Raw genomic sequence first — 24,005 nt, 5'->3', positions numbered from 1 at the left:
TGACGCAGTGGTCAGGAAAAAACCTGTGTTGCTGATTTGTAATGCGCTTTCCCGGTAGAGGATAAATCCCTGTGGGAACTGGCCCATGTGGGAGCTGGCTCCCACACTCAAACTACGCATCCCTGTACACTGCGAATCCGCGAAAGGAGCCTGCCATGTTGATTGTTGCCGACGAAAATATTCCGCTGCTCGATGCCTTCTTCGAAGGGTTTGGCGAGATTCGCCGCGTACCCGGGCGTTCCATTGACCGCGCCACGGTCGAGCAGGCCGATGTGCTGCTGGTGCGCTCGGTCACCAACGTCAACCGTGCCTTGTTGGACGGCTCCAGGGTGCGCTTTGTGGGCACCTGCACCATCGGTACCGATCACCTGGACCTGGATTACTTCAAGCAGGCCGGTATCACCTGGTCCAGCGCCCCAGGCTGCAATGCCCGCGGCGTGGTGGACTACGTGCTGGGCAGTTTGCAGACCCTGGCCGAAATCGAAGGCGCCGACCTGAACCAGCGCACTTATGGCGTCGTCGGTGCCGGTGAAGTGGGCGGGCGCCTGGTCAAGGTGCTCAAAGGCCTGGGCTGGAACGTGCTGGTGTGCGACCCGCCACGCCAGATCGCCGAAGACGGCGATTACGTGAGCCTGGCGCAGATCATCGAGCAGTGCGACGTGATCAGCCTGCACACACCGCTGACCAAATCCGGCAATGGCTCTACTTGGCACCTGTTTGATCGTGAACGCCTCGGCCGCCTCAAGCCCGGCACCTGGCTGATCAACGCCAGTCGCGGCCCTGTCGTTGATAACGCGGCCCTGCGCGAGGTGCTGCTGGAGCGCGAAGACCTGCAAGCGGTGCTGGACGTGTGGGAAGGCGAGCCGGAAGTGGACGTCGACCTGGCCGACCTGTGCGTGCTGGCCACACCGCATATCGCCGGCTACAGCCTCGACGGCAAGCAGCGCGGCACGGCGCAGATCTACCAGGCGTTCTGCGCCTATCTGGACCAGGAACCCGGTATTCGGTTGGCGGATTTGCTGCCGCAGCCATGGCTGGCCGAGGTGCATCTTAATGCCTCGACAGACCCGGCCTGGGCGCTGGCGACCTTGTGCCGCAGTGTGTATGACCCGCGCCGCGATGATGCGGATTTCCGCCGCAGTCTCGTAGGCACCGTGCAAGAGCAGCGCAAGGCGTTTGACCTGCTGCGCAAGCACTACCCGGAGCGTCGCGAGATCGATGGCTTGAAGGTGCGGATCAATGGCGAGTCGGCAGTGTTGTCGAACATCGTCACTGCATTGGGCGCCGTGCCTTTATAGGACTGCCACGCAAAACAGAGCACAAAAATTACAGGCATAAAAAACCCGGCCATAGAGGCCGGGTCTGAAAGAGCGTGGGCGCGTCAGCCTTGCTTGGCAGGTTTGACCAGTCGCTGTTCCAGGTCGCTGCACGCTTGCTGGATCATTTCTTCGGTAATCTGCACTTCGCGGCCCTGGGCGTCGATATACGAGCACGGCAGGTGCTGCGGCTGGCGAATCACTTTAATTTTGGCATCACTGCTGTTTTGCAAGGTCATGGCCTGTCTCCTCATCAGGTTGTGTACCTAATCTAATCCCCCCGCGTGACCGCGCTATTACAACTCCTTACACGATCACCGGTTCGAACGCCCAGTCCAGCAGAAACCGATACAAATTTCCACCCAGGCGTTAGACCGATAGCCTCTAGGCATCGACATCGGCGGGCATAATTAACCTGACGCATTGTTATTTAGCTAAGTTCCCCCAATGTTGGTGTACAGGTTCCTCATCGGTATGCCCGCCATGTTCTCAGTCCGTCAACGCCGCGCCATTCGCCTGGCCAGCCGCTTTATCGCGCCCTACCGTTGGCAGGCGCTGGGCGCCTTGCTGGCGCTGATTGTCACCGCCGGCATCACCTTGTCCATGGGGCAGGGCATTCGCCTGCTGGTCGACCAGGGGTTTATGACCCAGTCGCCGCACCTGCTCAACCAGTCCATTGGCCTGTTCATGGTGCTGGTACTGGGCCTGGCCGTGGGTACGTTTGCGCGGTTTTACCTGGTGTCGTGGATCGGCGAACGGGTGGTGGCGGACATTCGTCGGCAAGTCTTCAATCACCTGATCTACCTGCACCCAGGCTTTTACGAGAACAACCGCAGTTCGGAGATCCAGTCGCGGCTGACCACCGACACCACCTTGCTGCAATCGGTGATCGGCTCGTCCCTGTCGCTGTTCCTGCGCAATGCCTTGATGGTCATCGGCGGCATCGTGCTGTTGTTTGTCACCAACCCCAAACTCACCAGCATCGTGGTGGTGGCGCTGCCGCTGGTGCTGGCGCCGATCCTGATCTTCGGTCGTCGCGTGCGCAGCCTGTCGCGGCTGAGCCAGGACCGTATTGCCGATGTGGGCAGCTACGTGTCGGAGACGCTTGGCCAGATCAAGACCGTGCAGGCCTACAACCACCAGGTGCAGGACGAACAGCGCTTTGCCGTCACCGTGGAAGAGGCGTTTGCCACCGCGCGTAAACGCATCGCACAGCGCGCCTGGCTGATTACGCTGGTGATCATGCTGGTGCTCGGCGCCGTGGGTGTGATGCTGTGGGTGGGCGGTATGGATGTGATCAGTGGGCGGATTTCCGGCGGTGAGCTGGCGGCGTTCGTGTTTTACAGCCTGATCGTCGGCAGTGCGGTGGGCACCCTGAGCGAAGTGCTCGGCGAGTTGCAGCGTGCCGCCGGTGCCGCCGAGCGGATTGGCGAACTGTTGCAATCAAGCAACGATATCCAGGCGCCCGCCGAAGGCTCCGTGCAGTTGCCGGAGCGGGTCAGTGGTCGTATGGAGCTGCAAGACCTGCGCTTTTCCTACCCGTCGCGGCCTGACAGCTACGCCATCGACGGCTTGAGCCTGAGCATCAACCCCGGCGAAACCCTCGCGTTGGTCGGGCCATCCGGCGCGGGTAAATCGACGATCTTTGATTTGCTGCTGCGCTTCTACGACCCGCAGCAGGGCCGCATCCTGCTCGAAGGGCACGCGCTGACCGAACTCGAGCCGATGGACCTGCGTCGTCATTTCGCGCTGGTGTCCCAGAGCCCGGCGCTGTTTTTCGGCAGCGTTGAAGAGAACATCCGTTACGGCAACCCGTCCGCCACCCGCGAACAGGTCGAAGCCGCGGCACGCATCGCCCACGCCCACGACTTCATCCTGCAAATGCCCGACGGCTACCAGACCCATCTGGGCGACGGCGGCATGGGCCTCTCCGGCGGCCAACGCCAGCGCCTGGCCATTGCCCGCGCGTTGCTGGTGGACGCGCCGATCCTGCTGCTGGACGAAGCCACCAGCGCCCTCGATGCGCAGAGTGAACACTTGATCCAGCAAGCCTTGCCGCAGCTGATGCAGGGCCGTACCACGCTGGTGATTGCGCATCGGCTGGCCACGGTGAAGAACGCCGACCGCATTGCAGTGATGGACCAGGGCAAGCTGGTGGCAGTGGGCACGCATCAACAGTTGATTGCGAGCAACCCGTTGTATGCGCGGTTAGCGGCGTTGCAGTTCAGTGATGGCGGTGAGGCTGTGAAAAACCAAGGCTAGCTCGATCTATGTGGCGAGCGGGCTAGTAGGGCAAGCAGGTTAGTAGGGTGAGCAGGCTTGTTGTGGCGAGCGGGCTTGCCCCGCGTTGGGCTGCGTAGCAGCCCCAAAACCTGCCGACTCGGTCTATCAGTTACACCGCGGCGGGGCTGAATGGGGAGCGCTTCGCACTCCAGCGCAGGGCAAGCCTGCTCGCCACAACAAGCCTGCTCGCCACAACAAGCCTACTTGCCACAGGAAGCCTGGTGGCCAAATGAAACCTGTTGGCCACAGCAAGCCTGCTGATCGCACTTCAGTCAGTCTTACTGATCATCAAAATACCGCTCATGCCAATCCACCAGCGGCTGCGGTGAATTGAGCTTCTGCCCGTAGATCACCGAATAAGACAGCACGTTCTGCACATACTGGCGGGTTTCGTCGAACGGGATGCTTTCCACCCACACATCGAAACTCAGGTGATCGGCACCGCGCAGCCACTGGCGCACACGGCCGGGGCCGGCGTTGTAGGCGGCGGAGGCGAGTACGCGGTTGCCGTTGAACTGGCTGTGTACCTGGCTCAGGTAGGCGGCGCCCAGCTGGATGTTTTTGTCCGGGTCCAGCACCTGGGCCGGGGAGGCCAGCGGGATGCTGAATTTGCGTGCGGTCTCTTTGGCGGTGCCGGGCATCAATTGCATCAGGCCACTGGCGCCAACGCCGGAGCGGGCGTCGTCCATGAAGGCACTTTCCTGGCGGGTGATGGCAAACACCCAGCTTGAATGCAGGCCGCGTACCTTGGCTTCACGCACCAGCGTGTCGCGGTGGGCCATCGGGAAACGGATATCCAGGTCATCCCAGTACTGCGCCTGGCTGATGGTGCGGATCGCCGGAAAGTACCACTTCATGTCGTAGGCCAGCTTGGCCTGGGCGACCATTTCATCGCGGTTGAAGTGACGGCTGACGTGGTACCACTCGCGGCGGCCATCGACAATCTGGCCCCGTGCGTAGAACTCCATCGCGCGGCGCACACCGGGGGTGTTGCGCACTTTGTTGATCAACGCCTGGCTCATCACCAGCGGTTTGTTCTTCAACTGGTACGGCGCTTTGGAGCGATCGGCGGCGAGGAAACCGTAGAAATCACGTTCCTGCGCGAGGTTTTTGTACAGCACCAGTGGCTGCGGGTTTTTTGGCTCGGCCAGCTCCAGGCTGCGCGCCTGCCAGTAGCGCCAGCGGTTGGTGGTGGCCAGGTCTTGTGGGAGTTTGCGGGTCAACTGGTAGGCATCTTCCCAGCGCGCCAGGCGCAACAGCAGGCGCAGGCGCCATTCGGAGACGGTGTTGTCACGCAGCTCGGGGTCGTACTTGGTCATCACGTCCAGGGCGCGTGGGTCGTAGCGGCGCGCGAGGGTCAGGCCGATTTCGCGGGCGATCGACACTTTTTCGTCACGGGAGAAGTGCATGCTGCTGGCATAGCCGTCGAGCAGGGCCATGGCCTTGTCCGGGTCCTGGCGTGCCAGGCGGCGCAGGCCCAGGCCCACGGCGTCAGACATGGCCTCGTTGGCCGGCAGGAAGCGCGACGGGTCGCTGAGCATGTCGGGCTTTTGCGCCACGTCGATCATCAAGCGGCCTTGGGCGCCGAGGGTTGGCAGGGTTTTCACCAGGCTGTTGGCCAACGCGTAGTTGCGGGCTTCGGCGGCGAGCTTGGCGCGGTCCCAGATTTTCTGTTCGGTGAGTTGGCCATCGGCGGCCCACTGGCCAAAGGTGGCGTCACAGGCGGCAGGCTGGGATTTGCCGGTCATCCAGAGTTTTTCGGTGGTCTTGTAGCCTTCGGCTTTGAGGTTGTGCGTCAGCTGGTACTGGCCATGCAGGCAGTCCAGCTCGACGAAATTGAGCTTGGCGTCGTAGTACTTTTCAAAGGTTTGCCAGTCACCCCGGTCGGCCAGCCAGCGTAACCAGCGCAGTTTCATCCAGTTGGCCTGGGGCAGGTCGCCGTTTTTGGCGAGGAACTGCTCGATTTCCTCGTTGCTCGCGGTTTTGAGGCGCGCGGTCAGCTCGTCGTAGGCCAGGTACGGCGTGAGCGGGTAGTCGGCCAGGGCCTGGCTGTATTGCATGTACGGGCCGCTGTCGCCTTTGGCGAGGGCGCGTTTGGCTTCATCGTAATATTGACGTTGGGTGGTGAGGTCCACGGCCTGGGCGGATTGAACGGCGGTGGCGGAAAGAAGCAGACAAGATAAAAAGTTGAAAAGGCGACTGCGCATGAGACGTCCGTGCAGAGAAATCACGACTAGCACCGGCATCGCCGACACTGATTGCCCCTAGCTTAGCCTTTTGCCTGCGGCAGGCGAAAGCTTTGCCGGCCGGCTGGCAGCAGTTCACCGTAAATGTCCTACAGAACGTGTCTGTGGCAAAAATGCCGGCCGCATCCCACCCTCAAGTCAGGTAGAATGCGCGCCCAGTTTTTGGAGAAGCGTATGACCCTGCTCAAATTCAGCGATGTGTCCCTTGCTTTCGGCGCTATGCCGTTGTTGGACAAGGTGTCCTGGCAGATCGCCCGTGGTGAGCGGGTGTGCATCATCGGCCGCAACGGCACCGGCAAGTCCAGCATGATGAAGCTGGTGAAAGGCGACCAGAAGCCCGATGACGGCTCTGTATGGCGCGCGCCGGGCCTCAAGATTGGCGAATTGCCGCAGGAATTGCCGGTGGCCGACGGACGGACAGTGTTCGACGTGGTTGCCGAAGGCCTCGACGGCGTGGGCGAGTTGCTCGCGCAGTACCATCACCTGGCGCAGAACTGCGTCACCGAAGCCGACCTGGACAAGCTCATGCACGTCCAGCAAGACCTCGAGGCCCGTGACGGCTGGCGCTTGCAGCAACTGGTCGACAGCACCCTGAGCCGCCTGCAACTGCCGGCCGACAAGACCCTCGCCGAGTTGTCCGGTGGCTGGCGTCGTCGCGTGCTGCTGGCCCAGGCGCTGGTGTCCGAGCCCGACCTGCTGCTGCTCGACGAACCAACCAACCACCTGGACATCGGTGCAATCGCCTGGCTTGAAGAAGCCATCAAGGACTTCCAGGGCGCCGTGCTGTTTATCACGCACGACCGGGCCTTCCTGCAAAGCCTGGCCACGCGCATCCTCGAGCTGGACCGTGGTGGCCTGATCGACTGGAACGGCGACTACGCCAGCTTCCTGGTGCACAAGGAAGCCTCGCTGGCCGCTGAAGAAACCGCCAACGCGCTGTTCGACAAAAAGCTCGCCCAGGAAGAAGTCTGGATCCGCCAGGGCATCAAGGCGCGTCGCACCCGTAATGAAGGCCGTGTGCGCGCCCTGAAAGCCTTGCGCAACGAGCGCAGCGAACGTCGCGAGCGCACTGGCAAGGCCAATATCCAACTGGATACCGCCGACAAATCGGGCAAGCAAGTGATGGTGCTGGAAAACGTCAGTTTCCATCACCCGGACGGCCCGTTCCTGATCAAGGACTTCTCCATGGTCCTGCAGCGCGGCGACCGTATCGGCCTGCTGGGCGCCAACGGCACCGGCAAGACCACCTTGCTCAAGCTGATGCTCAATGGCCTGCAGCCGACCAACGGCAAGGTAGAGGAAGGCACCAAGATCGACGTGGCCTACTTCGACCAGTTGCGCCACCAGTTGGACCTGGAAAAAACCGTGATCGACAACGTTGCCGAAGGCCGCGACTTTATCGACATCGACGGTCAGAGCCGCCACGTGCTGAGCTACCTGGGCGACTTCCTGTTCAGCCCGCAGCGCGCACGTACACCGGTAAAAGCCTTGTCCGGGGGTGAGCGTGCGCGTCTGTTGCTGGCCAAACTGTTCAGCAAACCGGCCAACCTGCTGGTACTCGACGAACCGACCAACGACCTCGACGTGGAAACCCTCGAGCTGCTGGAAGAGGTCTTGCTGACCTTCAACGGCACCGTGCTGATGGTCAGCCACGACCGGGCATTCCTCGACAACGTGGTGACCAGCACCCTGGTCTTCGAAGGTGAAGGCAAGGTGCGTGAATACGTTGGTGGTTACCAGGACTGGTTGCGCCAAGGCGGCTCGCCGCGCCTGCTGGGCGTGACTGAGAGCAAATCCGGCAAGGCCGACCTGAGTTCGGCCGTCGTGGCGCCTGTGGCCGCTGCTGCCGCTCCGGCTGCGGACGCTGCACCGGCCGCCAAAAAGAAGCTCAGCTACAAACTGCAACGCGAGCTGGAAGCCTTGCCGGGTGATATCGACGCCAAGGAACAGCAGATCGCTGCGGTAGAAGCAGACATGGCTGACGCGGGTTTCTACCTGCGCCCGGCGGCGGAAACCGCCAAGGTGATTGCTTCCCTGGAAACATTGAACCAGGAGCTGGAAGTGCTGATGGAGCGTTGGGCTGAGCTGGATGCCTGAGTGATTCGTTGGTAATAAAAAGCCCGGCGCTCGTTTTTATGAGCGCCGGGCTTTTTTATATGAAATGCGATTCGAAATGTGGGAGCTGGCTTGCCTGCGATGCAGGCACCTCGGTCTGCCTGAAGCACCGAGGTGCCTGCATCGCAGGCAAGCCAGCTCCCACATTTGATCTTCATCGGTCTTACGAGGATTTCACCAGTTTCACCGCCAGCACATCACACGGCGCGCCGTGCAGCACGTCATTGGCGGTAGAACCCAGCAACAACGCCAGGCCATGACGACCATGGCTGCCGACCACGATCAGGTCGCAGTTCTGCTCTTTGGCCAGGTGATGGATTTCCTGGCGAGGCTGGCCGTAGGTGAGGTGGCAGTCTTCCTTTTTCAAGTGCGGGTATTTGAGAATCAAACGATCCAGGCGCTCTTTGGCCTGATCAAACTGCTGTTGCTGCAACTGGGAAAGGTCCATGGGCACGTCGCCACCAAAGGCCATGGCCATGGGCTCGACGATATGCACGAGTGACAACTTGGCGCCGTTGGCGATTGCTGAAGCCTGCGCGCGCTTGATAACCGGGTCGCACTCTTCGGTCAGATCGACAGCGACCAGGATATGTTTGTAGGAATGTTCGTTGGGCATGGCGCGTTCCTCCAGGAGACTGCAATAAGTTCAGTATGGCTGGTTTCAAGCGGATGGGGTTGCGTCAGCTCAAATCCGAGCATCTAGAAATTCGGGAGTACACATATGACGGTCTGGATAGTGGTGTCAATCCTTCTGGTGGTTCTGAGTCCCCTGGCATGGCTGCGCCCGTCGCGCCATCAGAGTGGGCGCATGGCCCTGCGTATGGAGGCGCGCCGCATCGGTTTGGCCATGCAATTGGCGCCGCAGGAGTGGCCGCACTGGCTTGCCCAAGAGCCGCCGAGCCCCTGCGCGCAGTACTGCAGGCCACGGCGCGGCAGCACGCCGGCGCTGTGGAGTTATTGGCAAATGTCGCCAGGCGTGTGGGTCAATCAGTGGCGTGAAGTGTGTGAGGATGAAAAGTTGTTGCCGCATTTTGCGAAGTTGCCGGCCAACGTCTACAAGGTCGAGGCCGACAAGCAAATGATCGCCTTGTATTGGGGCGAGAAGGGCGAGGCCAGCGTGCTGAAGGACATCGATACGCTGCTCAAGGCCCTGGCATGACGCCGTAGCGTTAAAAGCCAGGCATTAAAAAGCCCGACATCATCATCGGGCTGGAGTTGGCCAGGCAGGCCGGTAATTCTGTGTTCCTCGCGCCGGGTGTTCATCACGGGCGCTTTGCGGTTGTCGCAAGCCTAGCGGCATATCCGATTCTGTACAGCCTTTTCCCACATCTTTTTTATTATTGATTCTGTGAATATTTGAATATTGACAGGGCGCAGGCGTGGGCGTGGGGTTCTGAACTGACTGGAAAGTCGCGTTTTTCCTGGCCTTTCGGGCGATTGACAATTGCCCTGAATTGGATGAAGGTGACGTACCCAAATCAAACGGGCGTATGAATTGAGCGTTTGTCTGTCAGACGGCTCATACAGAACCCCGACTAGCGCATTGGCGGGTGTGCCTGGCGGATTGGCATGAGCATTGACGCAACTATCAATGTCCAACCAATAGGCCAGCGTCCAGTGTGTACTGTTCAGCTTCCATATCGTGGAGATCAGTTGATGATTTACGAAGGTAAAGCCATCACGGTTAAGGCTCTTGAAAGTGGCATCGTCGAACTGAAATTCGACCTCAAGGGTGAGTCCGTCAACAAGTTCAACCGTCTAACCCTGAACGAACTGCGTCAGGCCGTAGACACCATCAAAGCAGATGCTTCGGTCAAGGGCGTGATCGTCTCCAGCGGCAAGGACGTGTTTATCGTCGGCGCTGACATCACCGAATTCGTCGACAACTTCAAGCTGCCCGATGCAGAGCTTGTGGCCGGCAACCTCGAAGCCAACAAGATTTTCAGCGATTTCGAAGACCTCAACGTGCCAACCGTAGCTGCCATCAATGGCATCGCGTTGGGCGGCGGCCTGGAAATGTGCCTGGCTGCAGACTTCCGCGTCATGTCGGCCACCGCCAAAATCGGCCTGCCTGAAGTCAAACTGGGCATCTACCCAGGGTTTGGTGGCACCGTGCGCCTGCCGCGCCTGATCGGTGCAGACAACGCGATCGAATGGATCGCCGCCGGTAAAGAAAACCGTGCCGAAGATGCGCTGAAAGTCGGCGCCGTCGACGCTGTGGTTGCCCCGGACAAACTGGCTGAAGCCGCTCTGAACCTGATCAAAGGCGCCATCAGCGGCGAATTTGACTACAAGGCCAAGCGTCAGCCGAAGCTGGAAAAACTCAAGCTCAACGCCATCGAACAAATGATGTCGTTCGAAACCGCCAAAGGTTTCGTCGCAGGCCAGGCCGGCCCGAACTACCCGGCGCCGGTTGAAGCGATCAAGACCATCCAGAAAGCTGCGAACTTCGGTCGCGACAAAGCTCTGGAAGTGGAAGCCGCCGGTTTCGTCAAACTGGCGAAAACCTCGGCTGCCCAGAGCCTGATCGGCCTGTTCCTGAACGATCAGGAACTGAAGAAAAAGGCCAAGGCCTACGACGAGATTGCCCGCGACGTGAAACAGGCGGCCGTACTCGGCGCCGGCATCATGGGCGGCGGTATCGCTTATCAGTCGGCGTCCAAAGGCACGCCGATCCTGATGAAAGACATCAACGAGCACGGCATCGAGCAAGGCCTGGCAGAAGCCGCCAAGCTGCTGGTGGGCCGCGTTGATAAAGGTCGCATGACCGCCGCGAAGATGGCTGAAGTGCTTAACGGCATTCGTCCTACGCTGTCCTACGGCGATTTCGGCCACGTCGACCTGGTGGTCGAAGCGGTAGTCGAAAACCCGAAGGTCAAGCAAGCCGTACTGGCTGAAGTGGAAGCCCAGGTAAAAGACGACACCATCCTGGCCTCGAACACCTCGACCATTTCCATCTCGCTGCTGGCCAAGGCCCTCAAGCGTCCGGAAAACTTCGTCGGCATGCACTTCTTCAACCCGGTGCACATGATGCCGCTGGTGGAAGTGATCCGTGGCGAGAAGTCCAGCGAGCTGGCCGTTGCCACTACTGTTGCCTATGCCAAGAAAATGGGCAAGAACCCGATCGTGGTCAATGACTGCCCGGGCTTCCTGGTCAACCGCGTGCTGTTCCCGTACTTCGGCGGTTTCGCCAAGCTGGTCAGCGCCGGTGTCGACTTTGTGCGCATCGACAAAGTGATGGAAAAATTCGGCTGGCCAATGGGCCCGGCGTACCTGATGGACGTGGTCGGTATCGACACCGGCCACCACGGTCGTGACGTGATGGCTGAAGGCTTCCCGGACCGCATGAAAGACGACCGCCGCTCGGCGATCGACGCGCTCTACGAGGCCAAGCGCCTGGGCCAGAAGAACGGCAAGGGCTTCTACGCCTACGAGGCTGACAAGAAGGGCAAGCAGAAGAAAGTGGCCGACCCGTCGGTTCACGAAGTGCTTGCTCCGGTTATCTACGAACAGCGTGAGGTGTCCGACGAGGACATCATCAACTGGATGATGATCGCCCTGTGCCTGGAAACCGTGCGTTGCCTGGAAGACGGCATCGTTGAAACCGCCGCCGAAGCCGATATGGGCCTGGTGTACGGTATTGGTTTCCCTCCATTCCGTGGTGGTGCGCTGCGTTACATCGACTCGATCGGTGTGGCTGAGTTCGTTGCCCTGGCTGACAAATACGCTGATTTGGGCCCGCTGTACCACCCGACCGCGAAGCTGCGTGAAATGGCCAAAAACGGCCAAAGCTTCTTCGGTTAAGCGCCCAGACGACTAGAGCGAGAATATTTATGAGCTTGAATCCAAGAGACGTGGTGATTGTCGACTTCGGTCGCACGCCAATGGGCCGCTCCAAGGGCGGCATGCACCGCAACACCCGCGCCGAAGACATGTCGGCGCACCTGATCAGCAAGTTGCTGGAGCGCAACGTCAAGGTCGACCCTAACGAAGTCGAAGACGTGATCTGGGGTTGCGTCAACCAGACCCTGGAGCAGGGCTGGAACATCGCGCGCATGGCGTCGTTGATGACCCAGATCCCGCACACGGCAGCTGGCCAGACCGTCAGCCGCCTGTGTGGCTCGTCGATGAGCGCGCTGCACACCGCAGCACAAGCGATCATGACCGGCAACGGCGATGTGTTCGTGGTCGGCGGCGTGGAGCACATGGGCCACGTCAGCATGATGCACGGCGTCGACCCTAACCCGCACATGTCGCTGTACGCGGCAAAAGCCTCGGGCATGATGGGCCTCACCGCAGAAATGCTCGGCAAAATGCACGGCATTACCCGCGAAGCCCAGGACGCATTCGGCGTGCGCTCCCACCAGTTGGCCCACAAGGCGACCGTGGAAGGCAAGTTCAAGGATGAAATCATCCCGATGAACGGTTATGACGAGAACGGTTTCCTCAAACTGTTCGACTACGACGAAACCATTCGTCCGGATACCACCCTGGAAAGCCTGGCGGCCTTGAAGCCCGCCTTCAATCCAAAGGGCGGCACCGTGACAGCCGGTACGTCGTCGCAAATCACCGACGGTGCTTCGTGCATGATCGTGATGTCGGCGCAGCGTGCCCAGGACCTGGGCATTCAGCCGATGGCGGTGATCCGTTCGATGGCAGTGGCAGGTGTGGACCCGGCAATCATGGGCTATGGTCCAGTACCGGCCACACAAAAAGCCTTGAAGCGCGCGGGCCTGACCATCTCCGATATCGACTTCTTCGAGCTCAACGAAGCTTTCGCCGCACAGGCCCTGCCAGTGCTGAAAGATTTGAAAGTACTCGACAAGATGAACGAGAAGGTTAACCTGCACGGCGGCGCGATTGCCCTGGGCCACCCATTCGGTTGCTCCGGTGCACGTATCTCCGGCACTTTGCTTAACGTGATGAAGCAAAATGGCGGCAACCTCGGGGTTGCAACCATGTGCATTGGTCTCGGCCAAGGCATTTCCACCGTCTTCGAACGTATCTAAACGTTTCGCTGACGGAAGCCGGGGCCCAGTGCCCCGGTTTTTGTTTTTTGGAATTTTTAATATTTTTTTTCAACAAATTTTGCACGAGGGCCAAAGCATGAAAGTCGAACCAGGGCTCTACCAACATTACAAGGGCCCGCAGTACCGTGTTTTTAATGTGGCACGGCACTCCGAGACCGAAGAAGAAGTGGTGTTTTACCAAGCACTGTATGGCGATTACGGCTTTTGGGTGCGCCCATTGAGCATGTTCCTTCAGACCGTCGAAGTTGACGGCGAGCAGGTCCCGCGCTTTGCTTTGGTGCAGGTCGAACCCAGTCTTTTTTCAGGGCAATAACGGCAGGCCGCGCAGAATGCTGCGCTTGACCTCACCTTGTTGCCACTATATATAGCGTTGCCGCGACAGGCGCCAACTGCCTTTCACTTCTCGAATTCAGGAATTTTCCGATCCATGGGCAAATCGCTGGTCATTGTGGAATCCCCGGCTAAGGCCAAGACCATCAACAAGTACTTGGGCAACGAGTACGTGGTGAAGTCGAGTATCGGCCATATCCGAGACCTGCCCACCAGCGGTTCGGCTAGCGCCAGCAAGGAGCCTGCCGCCAAGCGCGGCAAGGCGGCTGCGGGCGAAGGTCCGGTGCTCAGCCCTAAAGAGAAAGCGCGCAAGCAGCTGGTCTCACGCATGGGTGTGGACCCGGATCATGGCTGGAAGGCCAAGTACGAAATCCTTCCGGGCAAGGAAAAGGTCATCGAAGAGCTGCGCCGGCTCGCCAAAGATGCCGACACCATCTATCTCGCGACGGACTTGGACCGCGAAGGGGAAGCCATTGCCTGGCACCTGCGCGAAGCCATCGGCGGTGATGACAGCCGCTACAAGCGTGTGGTGTTCAACGAAATCACCAAAAAAGCCATCCAGGAAGCCTTCTCCAAGCCGGGCGAGCTGGATATCGACCGTGTTAACGCCCAGCAAGCGCGTCGTTTCCTCGACCGCGTGGTGGGTTACATGGTCTCGCCACTGCTGTGGGCGAAAATCGCCCGTGGCCTGTCCGCCGGCCGTGTGCAATCGGTAGCGGTCAAGCTGGTGGTGGAGCGTGAGCGTGAGATCCGTGCGTTCAACCCCGAAGAATACTGGGAAGTCCACGCCGACCTGGGCACTGCCAAGGGCGCCAACGTGCGCTTTGAAGTGGCCCGTGAGAAAGGCGAGGCCTTCAAGCCGCTGAACGAAGCCCAGGCCATGGCCGCGCTGGAGAAGCTCAAGGCTTCCAGCTACAGCATCGTCAAGCGCGAAGACAAGCCGACCAGCAGCAAGCCGTCGGCGCCGTTCATCACGTCCACGCTGCAACAGGCCGCGAGCAACCGCCTGGGCTTTGGCGTGAAGAAGACCATGATGATGGCCCAGCGTTTGTACGAAGCCGGCTACATCACGTATATGCGTACCGACTCCACCAACCTGTCGCAAGACGCGGTGGCGATGGCGCGTACTTATATTGAAAGCGAGTTCGGCAAGAAGTACCTGCCGGAGAAGCCGAACGTCTACAGCAGCAAGGAAGGCGCACAAGAGGCTCACGAAGCGATTCGTCCTTCCGACGCCAACACCGAGCCAAGCAAGCTGACTGGCATGGAGCGTGACGCTGAGCGCCTCTACGAGCTGATCTGGCGCCAGTTCCTGGCTTGCCAGATGCTGCCGGCGCAATACCTGTCCACCACCGTCAGCGTGGGCGCAGGCGACTTCGAGCTGCGTGCCAAGGGCCGTATCCTCAAGTTCGACGGCTATACCCGTGTGATGCCGCAGATCGCCAAGCCAGGCGATGATGACGTACTGCCGGACATGGCCCAGGGCGACACGTTGAAGCTGATCAAGCTCGACCCGTCCCAGCACTTCACCAAGCCGCCGGCGCGTTACTCCGAAGCCAGCCTGGTAAAAGAGATGGAAAAACGCGGTATCGGTCGTCCTTCGACCTATGCCGCAATCATCTCGACCATCCAGGACCGTGGCTACGTGGCGCTGCACAACCGCCGCTTCTACTCGGAAAAGATGGGCGACATCGTCACCGAACGCCTGTCCGAGAGCTTCTCCAACCTTATGGACTACGGCTTCACCGCCGGCATGGAAGAGAACCTCGATGACGTGGCCCAGGGCGAGCGCGACTGGAAAAACGTGCTGGATGAGTTCTACGGCGACTTCAAAAAGAAACTCGAAGTAGCCGAAAGCCCTGACAGCGGCATGCGCGCCAACCAGCCGGTGATGACCGACATCCCATGCCTGACGTGCGGCCGTCCGATGCAGATTCGTACCGCATCCACCGGTGTGTTCCTCGGTTGCTCGGGCTACAGCCTGCCGCCCAAAGAGCGTTGCAAGGCCACCGTCAACCTGGTGCCAGGCGATGAGATTGCCGCCGACGACGAGGGTGAGTCCGAGTCGCTGGTACTGCGTGGCAAGCACCGTTGCCCGATCTGCAGCACGGCGATGGACGCCTACCTGCTCGACGAGAAGCATAAGTTGCACATCTGCGGTAACAACCCGGATTGCAATGGCTACGAGATCGAAGAAGGCACCTACCGCATCAAAGGGTACGAAGGTCCGAGCCTGGAATGCGACAAGTGCGGCAGCGAGATGCAGCTCAAGACCGGCCGTTTCGGCAAGTTCTTCGGCTGCACCAACCCGACCTGCAAGAACACGCGCAAACTGCTCAAAAGCGGTGACGCGGCGCCGCCGAAGATGGACCCGGTGAAGATGCCTGAACTCAAGTGCGAGAAGGTCAACGACACCTACATCCTGCGTGACGGCGCTTCGGGCCTGTTCCTGGCGGCCAGCCAGTTCCCGAAAAACCGCGAGACCCGTGCCCCGCTGGTGATGGAGATCGTGCCACACAAGGACGAGATCGATCCGAAGTACCACTTCCTGTGTGAAGCGCCGAAGAAGGATCCCGACGGTCGCCCGTCCGTGATCCGCTACAGCCGCAAAACCAAGGAGCAGTACGTGCAGACCGAAGTGGACGGCAAGCCTACCGGCTGGAAAGCCTTCTACGACGGCGGCAAGTGGAAGGTCGAGGACAAGCGCCAGGGCGCTTGATCGGCTGATCTGCCTACTACAAAGGCCGCCTGAAAAGGCGGCCTTTTTTTGCGCTTGCAGGAAACTTGGCTGATCCGTGACACTGTTCAGCCAGCATCACGCTTATTTCGTTGTGGAGATTGCCGTTATGGCCAACGAACTCTATACCCGTACCAATCAGAAAATTTACTTCGCGGGTTTGTCCCTGGAAGCCCTTGGCCGCGCCGAGGAAGGGAAGGAGATGAATGCCATCGCGCTGGTCCAGGCCGGGCGTGAGGCGGCGTTGTTCCACCTTTATGGCGCTTTGCTGGGCTTGTGCCATGAAATTGCCGGGTTCTACCGCTTGCCCCAGGCAGGCGCGCCCCGCGCAGAAATGATCATGAACCGCGAAGTGCTGGACAGCATGGCGATTCCCGAGTTGGCCGAACTGGTAGAAATGGCGCAGAGCCCGGACAGCTGGGTCGCCCGCTTGCTCAAGGCTCACGCAGACATGTTCCAGCCGCCGCGTGTGCCCCATGTGCCCAAGGGCGATGTGACACAGCCGCTGATCGTGGCCGTTGCGCTGGAAGAGGATGAGCCCAAGCCGCTGAGTCGTGAAGAGCTGGAAAGCTGGCGTCAGGAGTTGAAGAAGATGGCGTTGCGGTTTCGCGAAGGCTTGAACGAGTGTTAAGAGGTTTGCGCTGAGCCAAGGTGGGAGCTGGCTTGCCTGCGATAGCGCTGGGTCAGCTTGCCAGCCTTTTGCTGATACACCGCAATCGCAGGCAAGCCAGCTCCCACATTGAGAGCAACCCTCCCAGAGCACCATTCATCAAGCCGTCAAGAAACCTGTCCAGATCCTCTGCGAGGCTGGGTGGATGACTGATATAATCCCGGCCTTTCGTGGAGAACAGACTTATATGCCAACGTCCTTTCTGGAAATTGTTGAACTGCCTGACGGCCGAATCGAGCTGCGCCGGGCTGAGGACGAGGGTTCTCTGGTTATTTTGGATTTTTCCGAGGACGCAAAAGCGTTCCTGCAAGGCCAGCATGTGGAAGTGGCAAAAGCCATGTTGAGCGTGGGTGTGCAGATGGCTGGTCGCCTGGCCGAAGGCGAGCCGGAGAAGGAAGATGGGCCGCGGGTGCTTCACTGAGTCTTCGCGATGAGCGTGCTTGCGTGGTGAGCAGGCTTTTTTTGTGGTGAGCAGGTTTTTTGTGGTGAGCGGGCTTGGCCCGCGTTGGGCTGCGAAGCGGCCCTGAAATATTTTAATGCGGTGTATCAGGTATTCCACGGTGCCTGATTTTTGGGGCTGCTGCGCAGCCCAACGCGGGGCAAGCCCGCTCGCCACAACAAGCCCGTTCGCCACAACAAGCTCGCCTGCCACAACAAGCCCGTCCACAGGGCTGGCCTGCAGCAGACCCCATTACCCCAATCGAATATTCAAACTCTGCGCATCGCCCGTGCGCGCGGCGCTGACCAGCTGTTGCTTGGCGGCCGCATTCAGTGGGTTCAACCAGCTCACCACCGTATGGCTACGCCCCAGGCGCAAGGCTTCACACGTCAACTGCTGAGCACTTTGCGCGCCGCGTGGTTGCAGCAGCAGGATGCGCTCACGGTTGAGGCCGGCGTCCCGCAGCCAGGCCTGGGTCAGGCTTGCAGGTGGGGCGATCAGCGTCAGCCAGCGTGCGTCCTGCTCTTCGCTCAATTCGCGAAGAATCGGCGCCAGCAGGCTCAGGCAGCTCCCGGCAGCACCGCGCAACGACAGCTCACTGAACGCCTCAGGTTCGGAGCCCCAAGGGGCCTCGACCGTTTCCTTGAGGATGGGCGCAAGGGGTTGGGCCATAAAGGCCTCGAACAGCGACAGTTGTGTGTGTTGCGGGGTGTGCACGAGCTGCATGGTGCCTCCTTTAGCGGCGAATGACGCCGACGCTCAAGCCTTCGATCACCAGGTCCTGATCTTTCAGGTTCACTTCAATCGGGGCGAACTCAGGGTTCTCGGCCATAAGCCAGACCTTGCTGCCTTCGCGCTTGAAGCGTTTGACGGTGACTTCATCGCCGATACGGGCGACGACGATCTGGCCATTACGGGCCTCGCGAGTGGTGTGGACGGCCAGCAGGTCGCCGTCGAAAATGCCCACGTCCTTCATGCTCATGCCGTGTACGCGCAACAGGTAGTCGGCACGCGGATGGAAGAACGTCGGGTTGATGTTGCAGGACTCTTCGACGTGCTGCTGCGCCAGGATCGGCGCACCAGCGGCGACACGGCCGATGATCGGCAGGGTCGATTCGTCGGCCTTGGCTTCAAAACCCGGGATACGAATACCGCGTGAAGCACCCGGGGTCATCTCGATCGCGCCTTTGCGGGCGAGGGCCTTGAGGTGTTCTTCGGCGGCGTTGGGGGACTTGAACCCCAGTTCCAGCGCAATTTCCGCTCGCGTCGGCGGGTAGCCGTTGTCGTCGAGGCAGCGCTTGATAAAAGCCAGAATCTCAGCTTGGCGTGGCGTCAGTTTTAGCATGTTGATCGCTCTGTCTTTTTATACAGTGACTGGGATTATATACAGTGAACTGCGCTTGGCAATCATCCTTTTTTGGCACGCCGCTGGACGGTCGTCTGTCACTCTTCCTACAAGGCATAGACAGCGCTGCCTACAGGGCGCGAAGGATGTGATTAAATAGCGATGAAATAGATGACTGCCCGGCCGGAAAACGGACTCGCAGGCTTGACAAGACACACCCTGAAACGTATGTTTCAAACAAGTGTTTGTCAGGCGGAGTAGCCATGGCCCAGTCGGAAACCGTTGAACGCATTCTCGATGCTGCCGAGCAATTGTTCGCGGAAAAAGGATTTGCTGAAACTTCATTGCGGCTGATCACCAGCAAGGCTGGGGTTAACCTCGCTGCCGTGAACTATCATTTCGGCTCGAAAAAAGCCCTGATCCAGGCGGTGTTCTCACGCTTCCTGGGGCCGTTCTGCGCCAGCCTCGACCGTGAGCTGGAGCGTCGCCAGACCAAGCCCGAAAACAAGCCAAGCCTGGAGGACCTGCTGGAAATCCTGGTTGAGCAAGCGCTGGTGGTTCAACCGCGCAGCGGCAATGACCTGTCGATCTTCATGCGCCTGTTAGGGCTGGCCTTCAGCCAGAGCCAGGGCCACTTGCGCCGTTATCTGGAAGACATGTACGGCAAGGTGTTCCGCCGTTACATGCTGCTGGTTAACGAGGCCGCGCCGCGTATTCCGCCGATCGAACTGTTCTGGCGTGTGCACTTCATGCTCGGCGCCGCCGCGTTCAGCATGTCCGGCATCAAGGCCTTGCGCGCGATTGCCGAGACCGATTTCGGCGTCAACACCTCCATCGAGCAAGTGATGCGCCTGATGGTGCCATTCCTTGCCGCCGGCATGCGCGCCGAAACCGGCGTGACCGACCCGGCCATGGCCTCCGCGCAACTGCGCCCGCGCAGCAAGTCGACGCCGGCCGTCGCCAAGGCGTGATTGCCCCAGGTGTGCGCGGCGGCTAAGCTAGCCGCCATGCCGATTTCAGCTATTTACTCGCAACCCGTTGTGCTCACCGCGCTTTTCGCGCCAGGTGAGGGCAACGGGTTGTGTGCGTTATTTAAGGAAGGTTTATGACTGCTGCCCTGCAAGGTTCGTTAATGGTCGATGTGGCCGGCACTTGGCTGACGGCCGAGGATCGCCAGTTGTTGCGCCAGCCTGAAGTGGGCGGGTTGATCATTTTTGCGCGCAATATCGAGCATCCACGCCAGGTGCGCGAGCTTAGCGCGGCGATTCGCGCACTGCGGCCCGACCTGCTGCTGGCGGTCGATCAGGAAGGCGGTCGTGTGCAGCGCCTGCGTCAGGGTTTTGTACGCCTGCCGGCCATGCGCCTGCTGGCGGATAAGCCGAATGCCGAATACCTGGCCGAGCAGTGCGGCTGGATCATGGCCACTGAAGTGCTGGCGGTCGGCCTTGACCTGAGCTTTGCCCCGGTGCTCGACCTCGACTATCAGCGCAGCGCGGTGGTCGGCACCCGTTCCTTCGAAGGCGACCCGGAGCGCGCTGCCGCGCTCGCGGGTGCCTTCATTCGCGGTATGAACAGCGCCGGCATGGCGGCCACCGGCAAACACTTCCCGGGCCATGGCTGGGCCGAGGCGGATTCCCACGTCGCGATTCCCAATGACGAACGCAGCCTGGAACAGATTCGCGCGAACGACCTGGTGCCTTTCGCACGCCTGAGCAAGCAATTGGCGGCGGTGATGCCGGCTCACGTCATTTATCCGCAAGTGGACGCCCAACCCGCCGGCTTCTCGCGTCGCTGGTTGCAGGACATTCTGCGCGGCGAGCTGCAATTTGACGGGGTGATTTTCAGCGATGACCTGTCCATGGCGGGGGCGCATGTGGTCGGTGATGCGGCCAGTCGTATAGAAGCGGCGCTGACGGCCGGTTGTGATATGGGCTTGGTCTGCAATGACCGGGCGGCTGCGGAGCTGGCACTCACGGCGGCGCAGCGCATGAAGGTCACACCATCGGCGCGGATTGCGCGGATGCGCGGGCAGGCGATCGCTTCGACAGAGTACAAGCAGGATCCGCGTTGGCTGACAGCGCTTACCGCGTTGCGCGATGCTCAGTTGATCGACTGAATACCGCGTTGCTGCCATCGCAGGCAAGCCAGCTCCCACCTTTGATATGTGAATGCATTCAAGGGTGGGAGCTGGCTTGCCTGCGATAGCGATCCAACCGTCATCGCTTCTCTTGCTTATGGGGCAATGGCGCAAACAACGCCTCAATATCCTCATTACCCAACTGCCAATCCCCGGTCGTGCGCCCATCCAGCACACCCGCTGCCAGGTCAGACTTTTCCTTCTGCAGGTGCTGGATTTTCTCCTCCACCGTGCCTCTCGCGATCATCTTGTAGACGAACACCGGCTTCTCCTGCCCGATGCGGTAGGCACGGTCGGTCGCCTGGTTTTCCGTCGCCGGGTTCCACCATGGGTCATAGTGGATCACCGTGTCGGCCTCGGTCAGGTTCAAGCCGACGCCGCCGGCCTTCAGGCTGATCAGAAAAATCTGTAGCTTGCCGCTCTGGAAATCCTTCACCGGTGTGCGCCGGTCGCGGGTCTGGCCGGTGAGTAATGCGTAGGGCACGCCGCGTTTTTTCAGCTCGGCTTCGATCAGGCTCAGCATCGAGGTGAACTGCGAGAACAACAATATCCGGCGCCCTTCGGCAAACAGCTCTTCGAGCATCTCCAGCAGGCTGTCGAGTTTGCCCGAGCTGCTGCCACGGGCGGGCAGGGTGGCATCGTTGACCAGGCGCAGGTCGCAGCACACCTGGCGCAACTTGAGCAGTGCTTCAAGAATGATGATCTGGCTGCGCGCCACGCCTTTACGGGTGATTTCGTCGCGCACCTTTTTGTCCATGGCCAGGCGCATGGTTTCGTACACGTCGCGCTGGGCCTCGTTGAGGTCGACCCAGTGGATGATCTCGGTCTTGGGCGGCAGCTCGGTGGCCACCTGCTCTTTGGTGCGGCGCAGCAGGAAGGGTTTGATCCGACCGTTGAGGTGCTGCAAGCGCACCTCACTGGCGCGTTTTTCGATGGGCACGCGGTAATCGCGGTTGAAGCTTTTGACGTCTCCCAGCCAGCCCGGCAGCAGGAAGTGGAACAGCGACCACAGCTCGCCCAGGTGGTTTTCCAGCGGCGTACCGCTCAGGCACAGGCGCTGGCGCGCATTGAGCTCGCGCGCGGCCTGGGCAGCCTTACTGTTGGGGTTCTTGATGTACTGGGCTTCATCGAGGATCAGCACATGCAAGGGCTGGGCGGCGAGGGTGTCGATGTCTTTGGGCAGCAGCGCGTAGGTGGTCAGCAGCAGGTCATAGTCCTGCAGGTTGGCGAAATGTTTCTTGCGACCCGCGCCGTATAGCGCCTGCACCCGCAGCTGTGGTGTGAAGTGCGCGGCCTCATCCAGCCAGTTGGGAATCAGGCTGGTGGGCATCACCACCATGCATGGCCGGTCGAGGCGTCCGGCGGCTTTTTCGCTGAGAATATGCGCCAGGGTCTGCAGGGTTTTGCCCAGGCCCATGTCATCGGCAAGAATCCCGCCCACATCGAGCTGACGCAGCGACTGCATCCAACTCAAGCCTTCCAGCTGATAGGGGCGCAAGGTCGCGTTCAGGCCTTCGGGCGCCACGCAGGTGAAGTCCTTGATGTCGCGCAGGCGCTGGGCGAAGTTGCGGATCTTCTCGCCGCCTTCCCATTGCAGCGGCAGGTCTTCCAGCGGGTTCAGGCGAATGGCATCGGCCTTGGCCAGGCGCAAGCTGGTGGTGCCGGTTTCCTGCAGGTAAAACTCGCCAAGGGTGGCCAGCACCGGCTTGAGCCGGCCGTAGGGCAATGCCACTTGCAGCGGGCCATGGCCGTTGGGCAGGCCGGGAATATTCACCAGGATCAACTCGTCGTCACGGCGCCGGGCGAGTTTCTCCGGGTTGAGGATTTCGGTGTGGGAACGCATCAAGTTGAGCAAAATCGGCAACAGGCTCAGGCGCTCGCCATTGACGATAATCCCCAGCTCCAGGTCGAACCAGTCGCGTTCCGGGCCTTCATCGACGGTGGCGTACCAGTCATCGACGGCACTAAGGTCGAAACCGAAATCTTCTTCTATTTGCAGCTCCCAACCCTCGGCGCGCAAGGTCGGCGAGGCGTTGAGGGTGAAGTTCAGCCACGCACTGTCATTGACCAGTTCGAACAGCTCGCCGGCACTCTCCGGCAACGCTTTGCTCTGGCGCGTGGCGATCTTGAAGCCGAGCAGGCGCAGTTGTTCGCGATAGGGTTGCTCCAGCTCCGGATGGCGCTTGATGCGCAGGCTCTGGGTTTCCTGGCGCACGATGATGTCGGCGTTTTTCTGCCCGCTGACATAGTTGCCCAGGTAATTGAACGACAGCGCCGCACGGTGCTGGATATAGCGCTGCATCTTGCCATTACGCGGTTCAAACGCGCTGAACTCCACGCTGGCCAGCCACAGGCGCGGCACCGGCCGCACTTCTTCCATCACCACTTGTGGCAGCACCACACGGTTATCCAGCACAGCCTGGAGTTTTTCCAGCAGCTCGGCATCTTGCGCGGCGGCCGGGTAAGCCAGGGTTTCCTGGACCTTGAGCAGCACGGCCGCGATGTGTTTGCAGTTGGTGTGTACCGGGCAGGTGCAGCGGCTGTCCACCAGGATCAGCGTGCCCTTGGCCGATTCGCGCAGCGAGATGGTTTGTCGGTAAACATTGCCGCCAGAGCCTTCGCAGCTGGCGATGATGGTGCTGTCGCCGGACTCGACGATGCGCACGCGGTTTTCCAGGGCATAGCGCCGCCCGCGCTCAAGGCTTTGCTCTTTAAAGCGATTGGCCCACGAAGGGGCCAGGGGTTTGGTCAACGACGACGTCAGGGGCATGGCGCTGGATCAGTCCTGAATGTCGGGCGGTGGCGCACTGGGTGGTTTGGCGGTCAGCGACGTGATCTTGATCAGCAGCGCCAAGTGGCCGCCATCCAGGTAATTGAGTTGGTTGTTCTTGGTGCGCACGTCTTGCTGGCTCAAGTGTTCGCTGGCAATCACGCTGCCGTTGGCGTCGAACCGGTTGATCCAGAAGTCCGCATCGATATCGGTAAAGCGCCCCAGCTGCAGATTCAGCGTGCCTTCGATGGGGAACTGGCCGAACTGCTCCTGGCCGTCGGTAATGGCCAGCTTCACCGGTTGCTCACCGAGGTTCTGATCCCAGGCGCGGTGCAGCAATACGGTGTAACTGTTGTCCGCACTCAGCTTGTCGACGATGTTGCCCAGCCGCGGTGGGCTGAGCTTGTCGGTCGGCAACCGCGCCGCGCCGGCATCCCAGTTTTCCGGCGCGGCGCGGCTATTGATCTCCGGCTCGGCGTTCTGGCGCACCAGGATCATTTCCACCAAATACGGGCTGTCGGCAAATGCCGAAGGAGCGACCACCACCAACACTAAGCTCAGAATGCGGAACAGGCGCATGGGGGCGT

Annotated in this window: 19 protein-coding genes; 12 read left to right on the top strand and 7 right to left on the bottom strand. The window is 60.4% G+C overall.

The window, feature by feature from the left end:
* The first annotated feature begins 155 nt into the window (after window positions 1-155).
* Window positions 156-1,298: a 4-phosphoerythronate dehydrogenase PdxB gene (gene pdxB, locus ASE80_RS01180; RefSeq protein WP_056857291.1), complete on the top strand. Its 1,143-nt coding sequence runs from the start codon at window positions 156-158 to the stop codon at window positions 1,296-1,298.
* Window positions 1,299-1,381: 83 nt separating this feature from the next.
* Here pdxB and ASE80_RS31055 read toward each other — a convergent pair whose 3' ends face one another.
* Window positions 1,382-1,555, bottom strand: coding sequence for a PA1571 family protein (locus tag ASE80_RS31055; protein WP_056857290.1), 174 nt, complete (start codon window positions 1,553-1,555; stop codon window positions 1,382-1,384).
* Between the two features lie 235 nt (window positions 1,556-1,790).
* On the opposite strand from ASE80_RS31055, the gene ASE80_RS01170 reads away from it, so the two are divergent.
* Window positions 1,791-3,578, top strand: a complete 1,788-nt coding sequence (locus tag ASE80_RS01170; RefSeq protein WP_162238840.1) for an ABC transporter transmembrane domain-containing protein — start codon at window positions 1,791-1,793, stop codon at window positions 3,576-3,578.
* Window positions 3,579-3,877: 299 nt separating this feature from the next.
* Here ASE80_RS01170 and ASE80_RS01165 read toward each other — a convergent pair whose 3' ends face one another.
* The gene (locus ASE80_RS01165; protein WP_017137413.1) at window positions 3,878-5,806 is read right to left on the bottom strand and encodes a transglycosylase SLT domain-containing protein; all 1,929 of its coding nucleotides are present in this window, start codon (window positions 5,804-5,806) and stop codon (window positions 3,878-3,880) included.
* A 213-nt stretch (window positions 5,807-6,019) separates the two neighbouring features.
* Between ASE80_RS01165 and ASE80_RS01160 the strand changes: the two genes are divergently transcribed.
* Complete coding sequence (locus ASE80_RS01160) at window positions 6,020-7,942, top strand: ATP-binding cassette domain-containing protein (protein ID WP_056857289.1); 1,923 nt, start codon at window positions 6,020-6,022, stop codon at window positions 7,940-7,942.
* Between the two features lie 181 nt (window positions 7,943-8,123).
* Here the strand turns inward: ASE80_RS01160 and ASE80_RS01155 are convergent, their stop codons facing one another.
* Window positions 8,124-8,576, bottom strand: coding sequence for a universal stress protein (locus tag ASE80_RS01155; RefSeq protein WP_056857288.1), 453 nt, complete (start codon window positions 8,574-8,576; stop codon window positions 8,124-8,126).
* Window positions 8,577-8,681: 105 nt separating this feature from the next.
* Between ASE80_RS01155 and ASE80_RS01150 the strand changes: the two genes are divergently transcribed.
* The 7 genes from ASE80_RS01150 to ASE80_RS01120 all read left to right on the top strand — a co-directional run bounded on the left by ASE80_RS01150 (window position 8,682) and on the right by ASE80_RS01120 (window position 17,148).
* Window positions 8,682-9,119: a hypothetical protein gene (locus tag ASE80_RS01150; RefSeq protein ID WP_056857287.1), complete on the top strand. Its 438-nt coding sequence runs from the start codon at window positions 8,682-8,684 to the stop codon at window positions 9,117-9,119.
* Window positions 9,120-9,616: 497 nt separating this feature from the next.
* Window positions 9,617-11,764 (top strand): fatty acid oxidation complex subunit alpha FadB, encoded by a 2,148-nt coding sequence (gene fadB / locus ASE80_RS01145; RefSeq protein ID WP_017137417.1) that lies wholly within the window; start codon window positions 9,617-9,619, stop codon window positions 11,762-11,764.
* Between the two features lie 29 nt (window positions 11,765-11,793).
* The gene (gene fadA / locus ASE80_RS01140; protein WP_017137418.1) at window positions 11,794-12,969 is read left to right on the top strand and encodes an acetyl-CoA C-acyltransferase FadA; all 1,176 of its coding nucleotides are present in this window, start codon (window positions 11,794-11,796) and stop codon (window positions 12,967-12,969) included.
* A gap of 97 nt (window positions 12,970-13,066) precedes the next feature.
* Entirely contained in the window at window positions 13,067-13,303 is a 237-nt protein-coding gene (locus tag ASE80_RS01135; protein WP_056857286.1) for a DUF1653 domain-containing protein, read from the top strand.
* A gap of 114 nt (window positions 13,304-13,417) precedes the next feature.
* Window positions 13,418-16,039, top strand: a complete 2,622-nt coding sequence (gene topA, locus ASE80_RS01130; RefSeq protein WP_056857285.1) for a type I DNA topoisomerase — start codon at window positions 13,418-13,420, stop codon at window positions 16,037-16,039.
* 127 nt (window positions 16,040-16,166) lie between these two features.
* Window positions 16,167-16,688, top strand: coding sequence for a DUF6586 family protein (locus ASE80_RS01125; RefSeq protein ID WP_056857642.1), 522 nt, complete (start codon window positions 16,167-16,169; stop codon window positions 16,686-16,688).
* A 226-nt stretch (window positions 16,689-16,914) separates the two neighbouring features.
* Window positions 16,915-17,148, top strand: coding sequence for a hypothetical protein (locus tag ASE80_RS01120; protein ID WP_017254451.1), 234 nt, complete (start codon window positions 16,915-16,917; stop codon window positions 17,146-17,148).
* Window positions 17,149-17,418: 270 nt separating this feature from the next.
* On the opposite strand, the gene sulA is transcribed toward ASE80_RS01120, so the two are convergent.
* Both sulA and lexA read right to left on the bottom strand, forming a co-directional pair.
* Window positions 17,419-17,892 (bottom strand): SOS-induced cell division inhibitor SulA, encoded by a 474-nt coding sequence (gene sulA / locus ASE80_RS01115; RefSeq protein ID WP_056857284.1) that lies wholly within the window; start codon window positions 17,890-17,892, stop codon window positions 17,419-17,421.
* 10 nt (window positions 17,893-17,902) lie between these two features.
* Entirely contained in the window at window positions 17,903-18,511 is a 609-nt protein-coding gene (lexA, locus tag ASE80_RS01110; protein ID WP_017137423.1) for a transcriptional repressor LexA, read from the bottom strand.
* 263 nt (window positions 18,512-18,774) lie between these two features.
* Between lexA and ASE80_RS01105 the strand changes: the two genes are divergently transcribed.
* Both ASE80_RS01105 and nagZ read left to right on the top strand, forming a co-directional pair.
* The gene (locus ASE80_RS01105; RefSeq protein ID WP_056857283.1) at window positions 18,775-19,482 is read left to right on the top strand and encodes a TetR/AcrR family transcriptional regulator; all 708 of its coding nucleotides are present in this window, start codon (window positions 18,775-18,777) and stop codon (window positions 19,480-19,482) included.
* A 134-nt stretch (window positions 19,483-19,616) separates the two neighbouring features.
* Window positions 19,617-20,627, top strand: a complete 1,011-nt coding sequence (gene nagZ / locus ASE80_RS01100; RefSeq protein WP_056857282.1) for a beta-N-acetylhexosaminidase — start codon at window positions 19,617-19,619, stop codon at window positions 20,625-20,627.
* A 100-nt stretch (window positions 20,628-20,727) separates the two neighbouring features.
* Here the strand turns inward: nagZ and ASE80_RS01095 are convergent, their stop codons facing one another.
* Both ASE80_RS01095 and ASE80_RS01090 read right to left on the bottom strand, forming a co-directional pair.
* Window positions 20,728-23,418 (bottom strand): DEAD/DEAH box helicase, encoded by a 2,691-nt coding sequence (locus ASE80_RS01095; protein WP_056857281.1) that lies wholly within the window; start codon window positions 23,416-23,418, stop codon window positions 20,728-20,730.
* Between the two features lie 9 nt (window positions 23,419-23,427).
* On the bottom strand, window positions 23,428-23,997 hold the full coding sequence (locus ASE80_RS01090) for a CsiV family protein (RefSeq protein ID WP_056857280.1): 570 nt from the start codon (window positions 23,995-23,997) through the stop codon (window positions 23,428-23,430).
* Between the last annotated feature and the right edge of the window lie 8 nt (window positions 23,998-24,005).

The sequence above is a fragment of the Pseudomonas sp. Leaf15 genome (assembly GCF_001421425.1).
Taxonomy (GTDB): Bacteria; Pseudomonadota; Gammaproteobacteria; order Pseudomonadales; family Pseudomonadaceae; genus Aquipseudomonas; species Aquipseudomonas salomonii.
The sequence above is the reverse complement of the archived record's forward strand: the minus strand, read 5'-3'. Positions and strand labels throughout refer to the sequence as shown.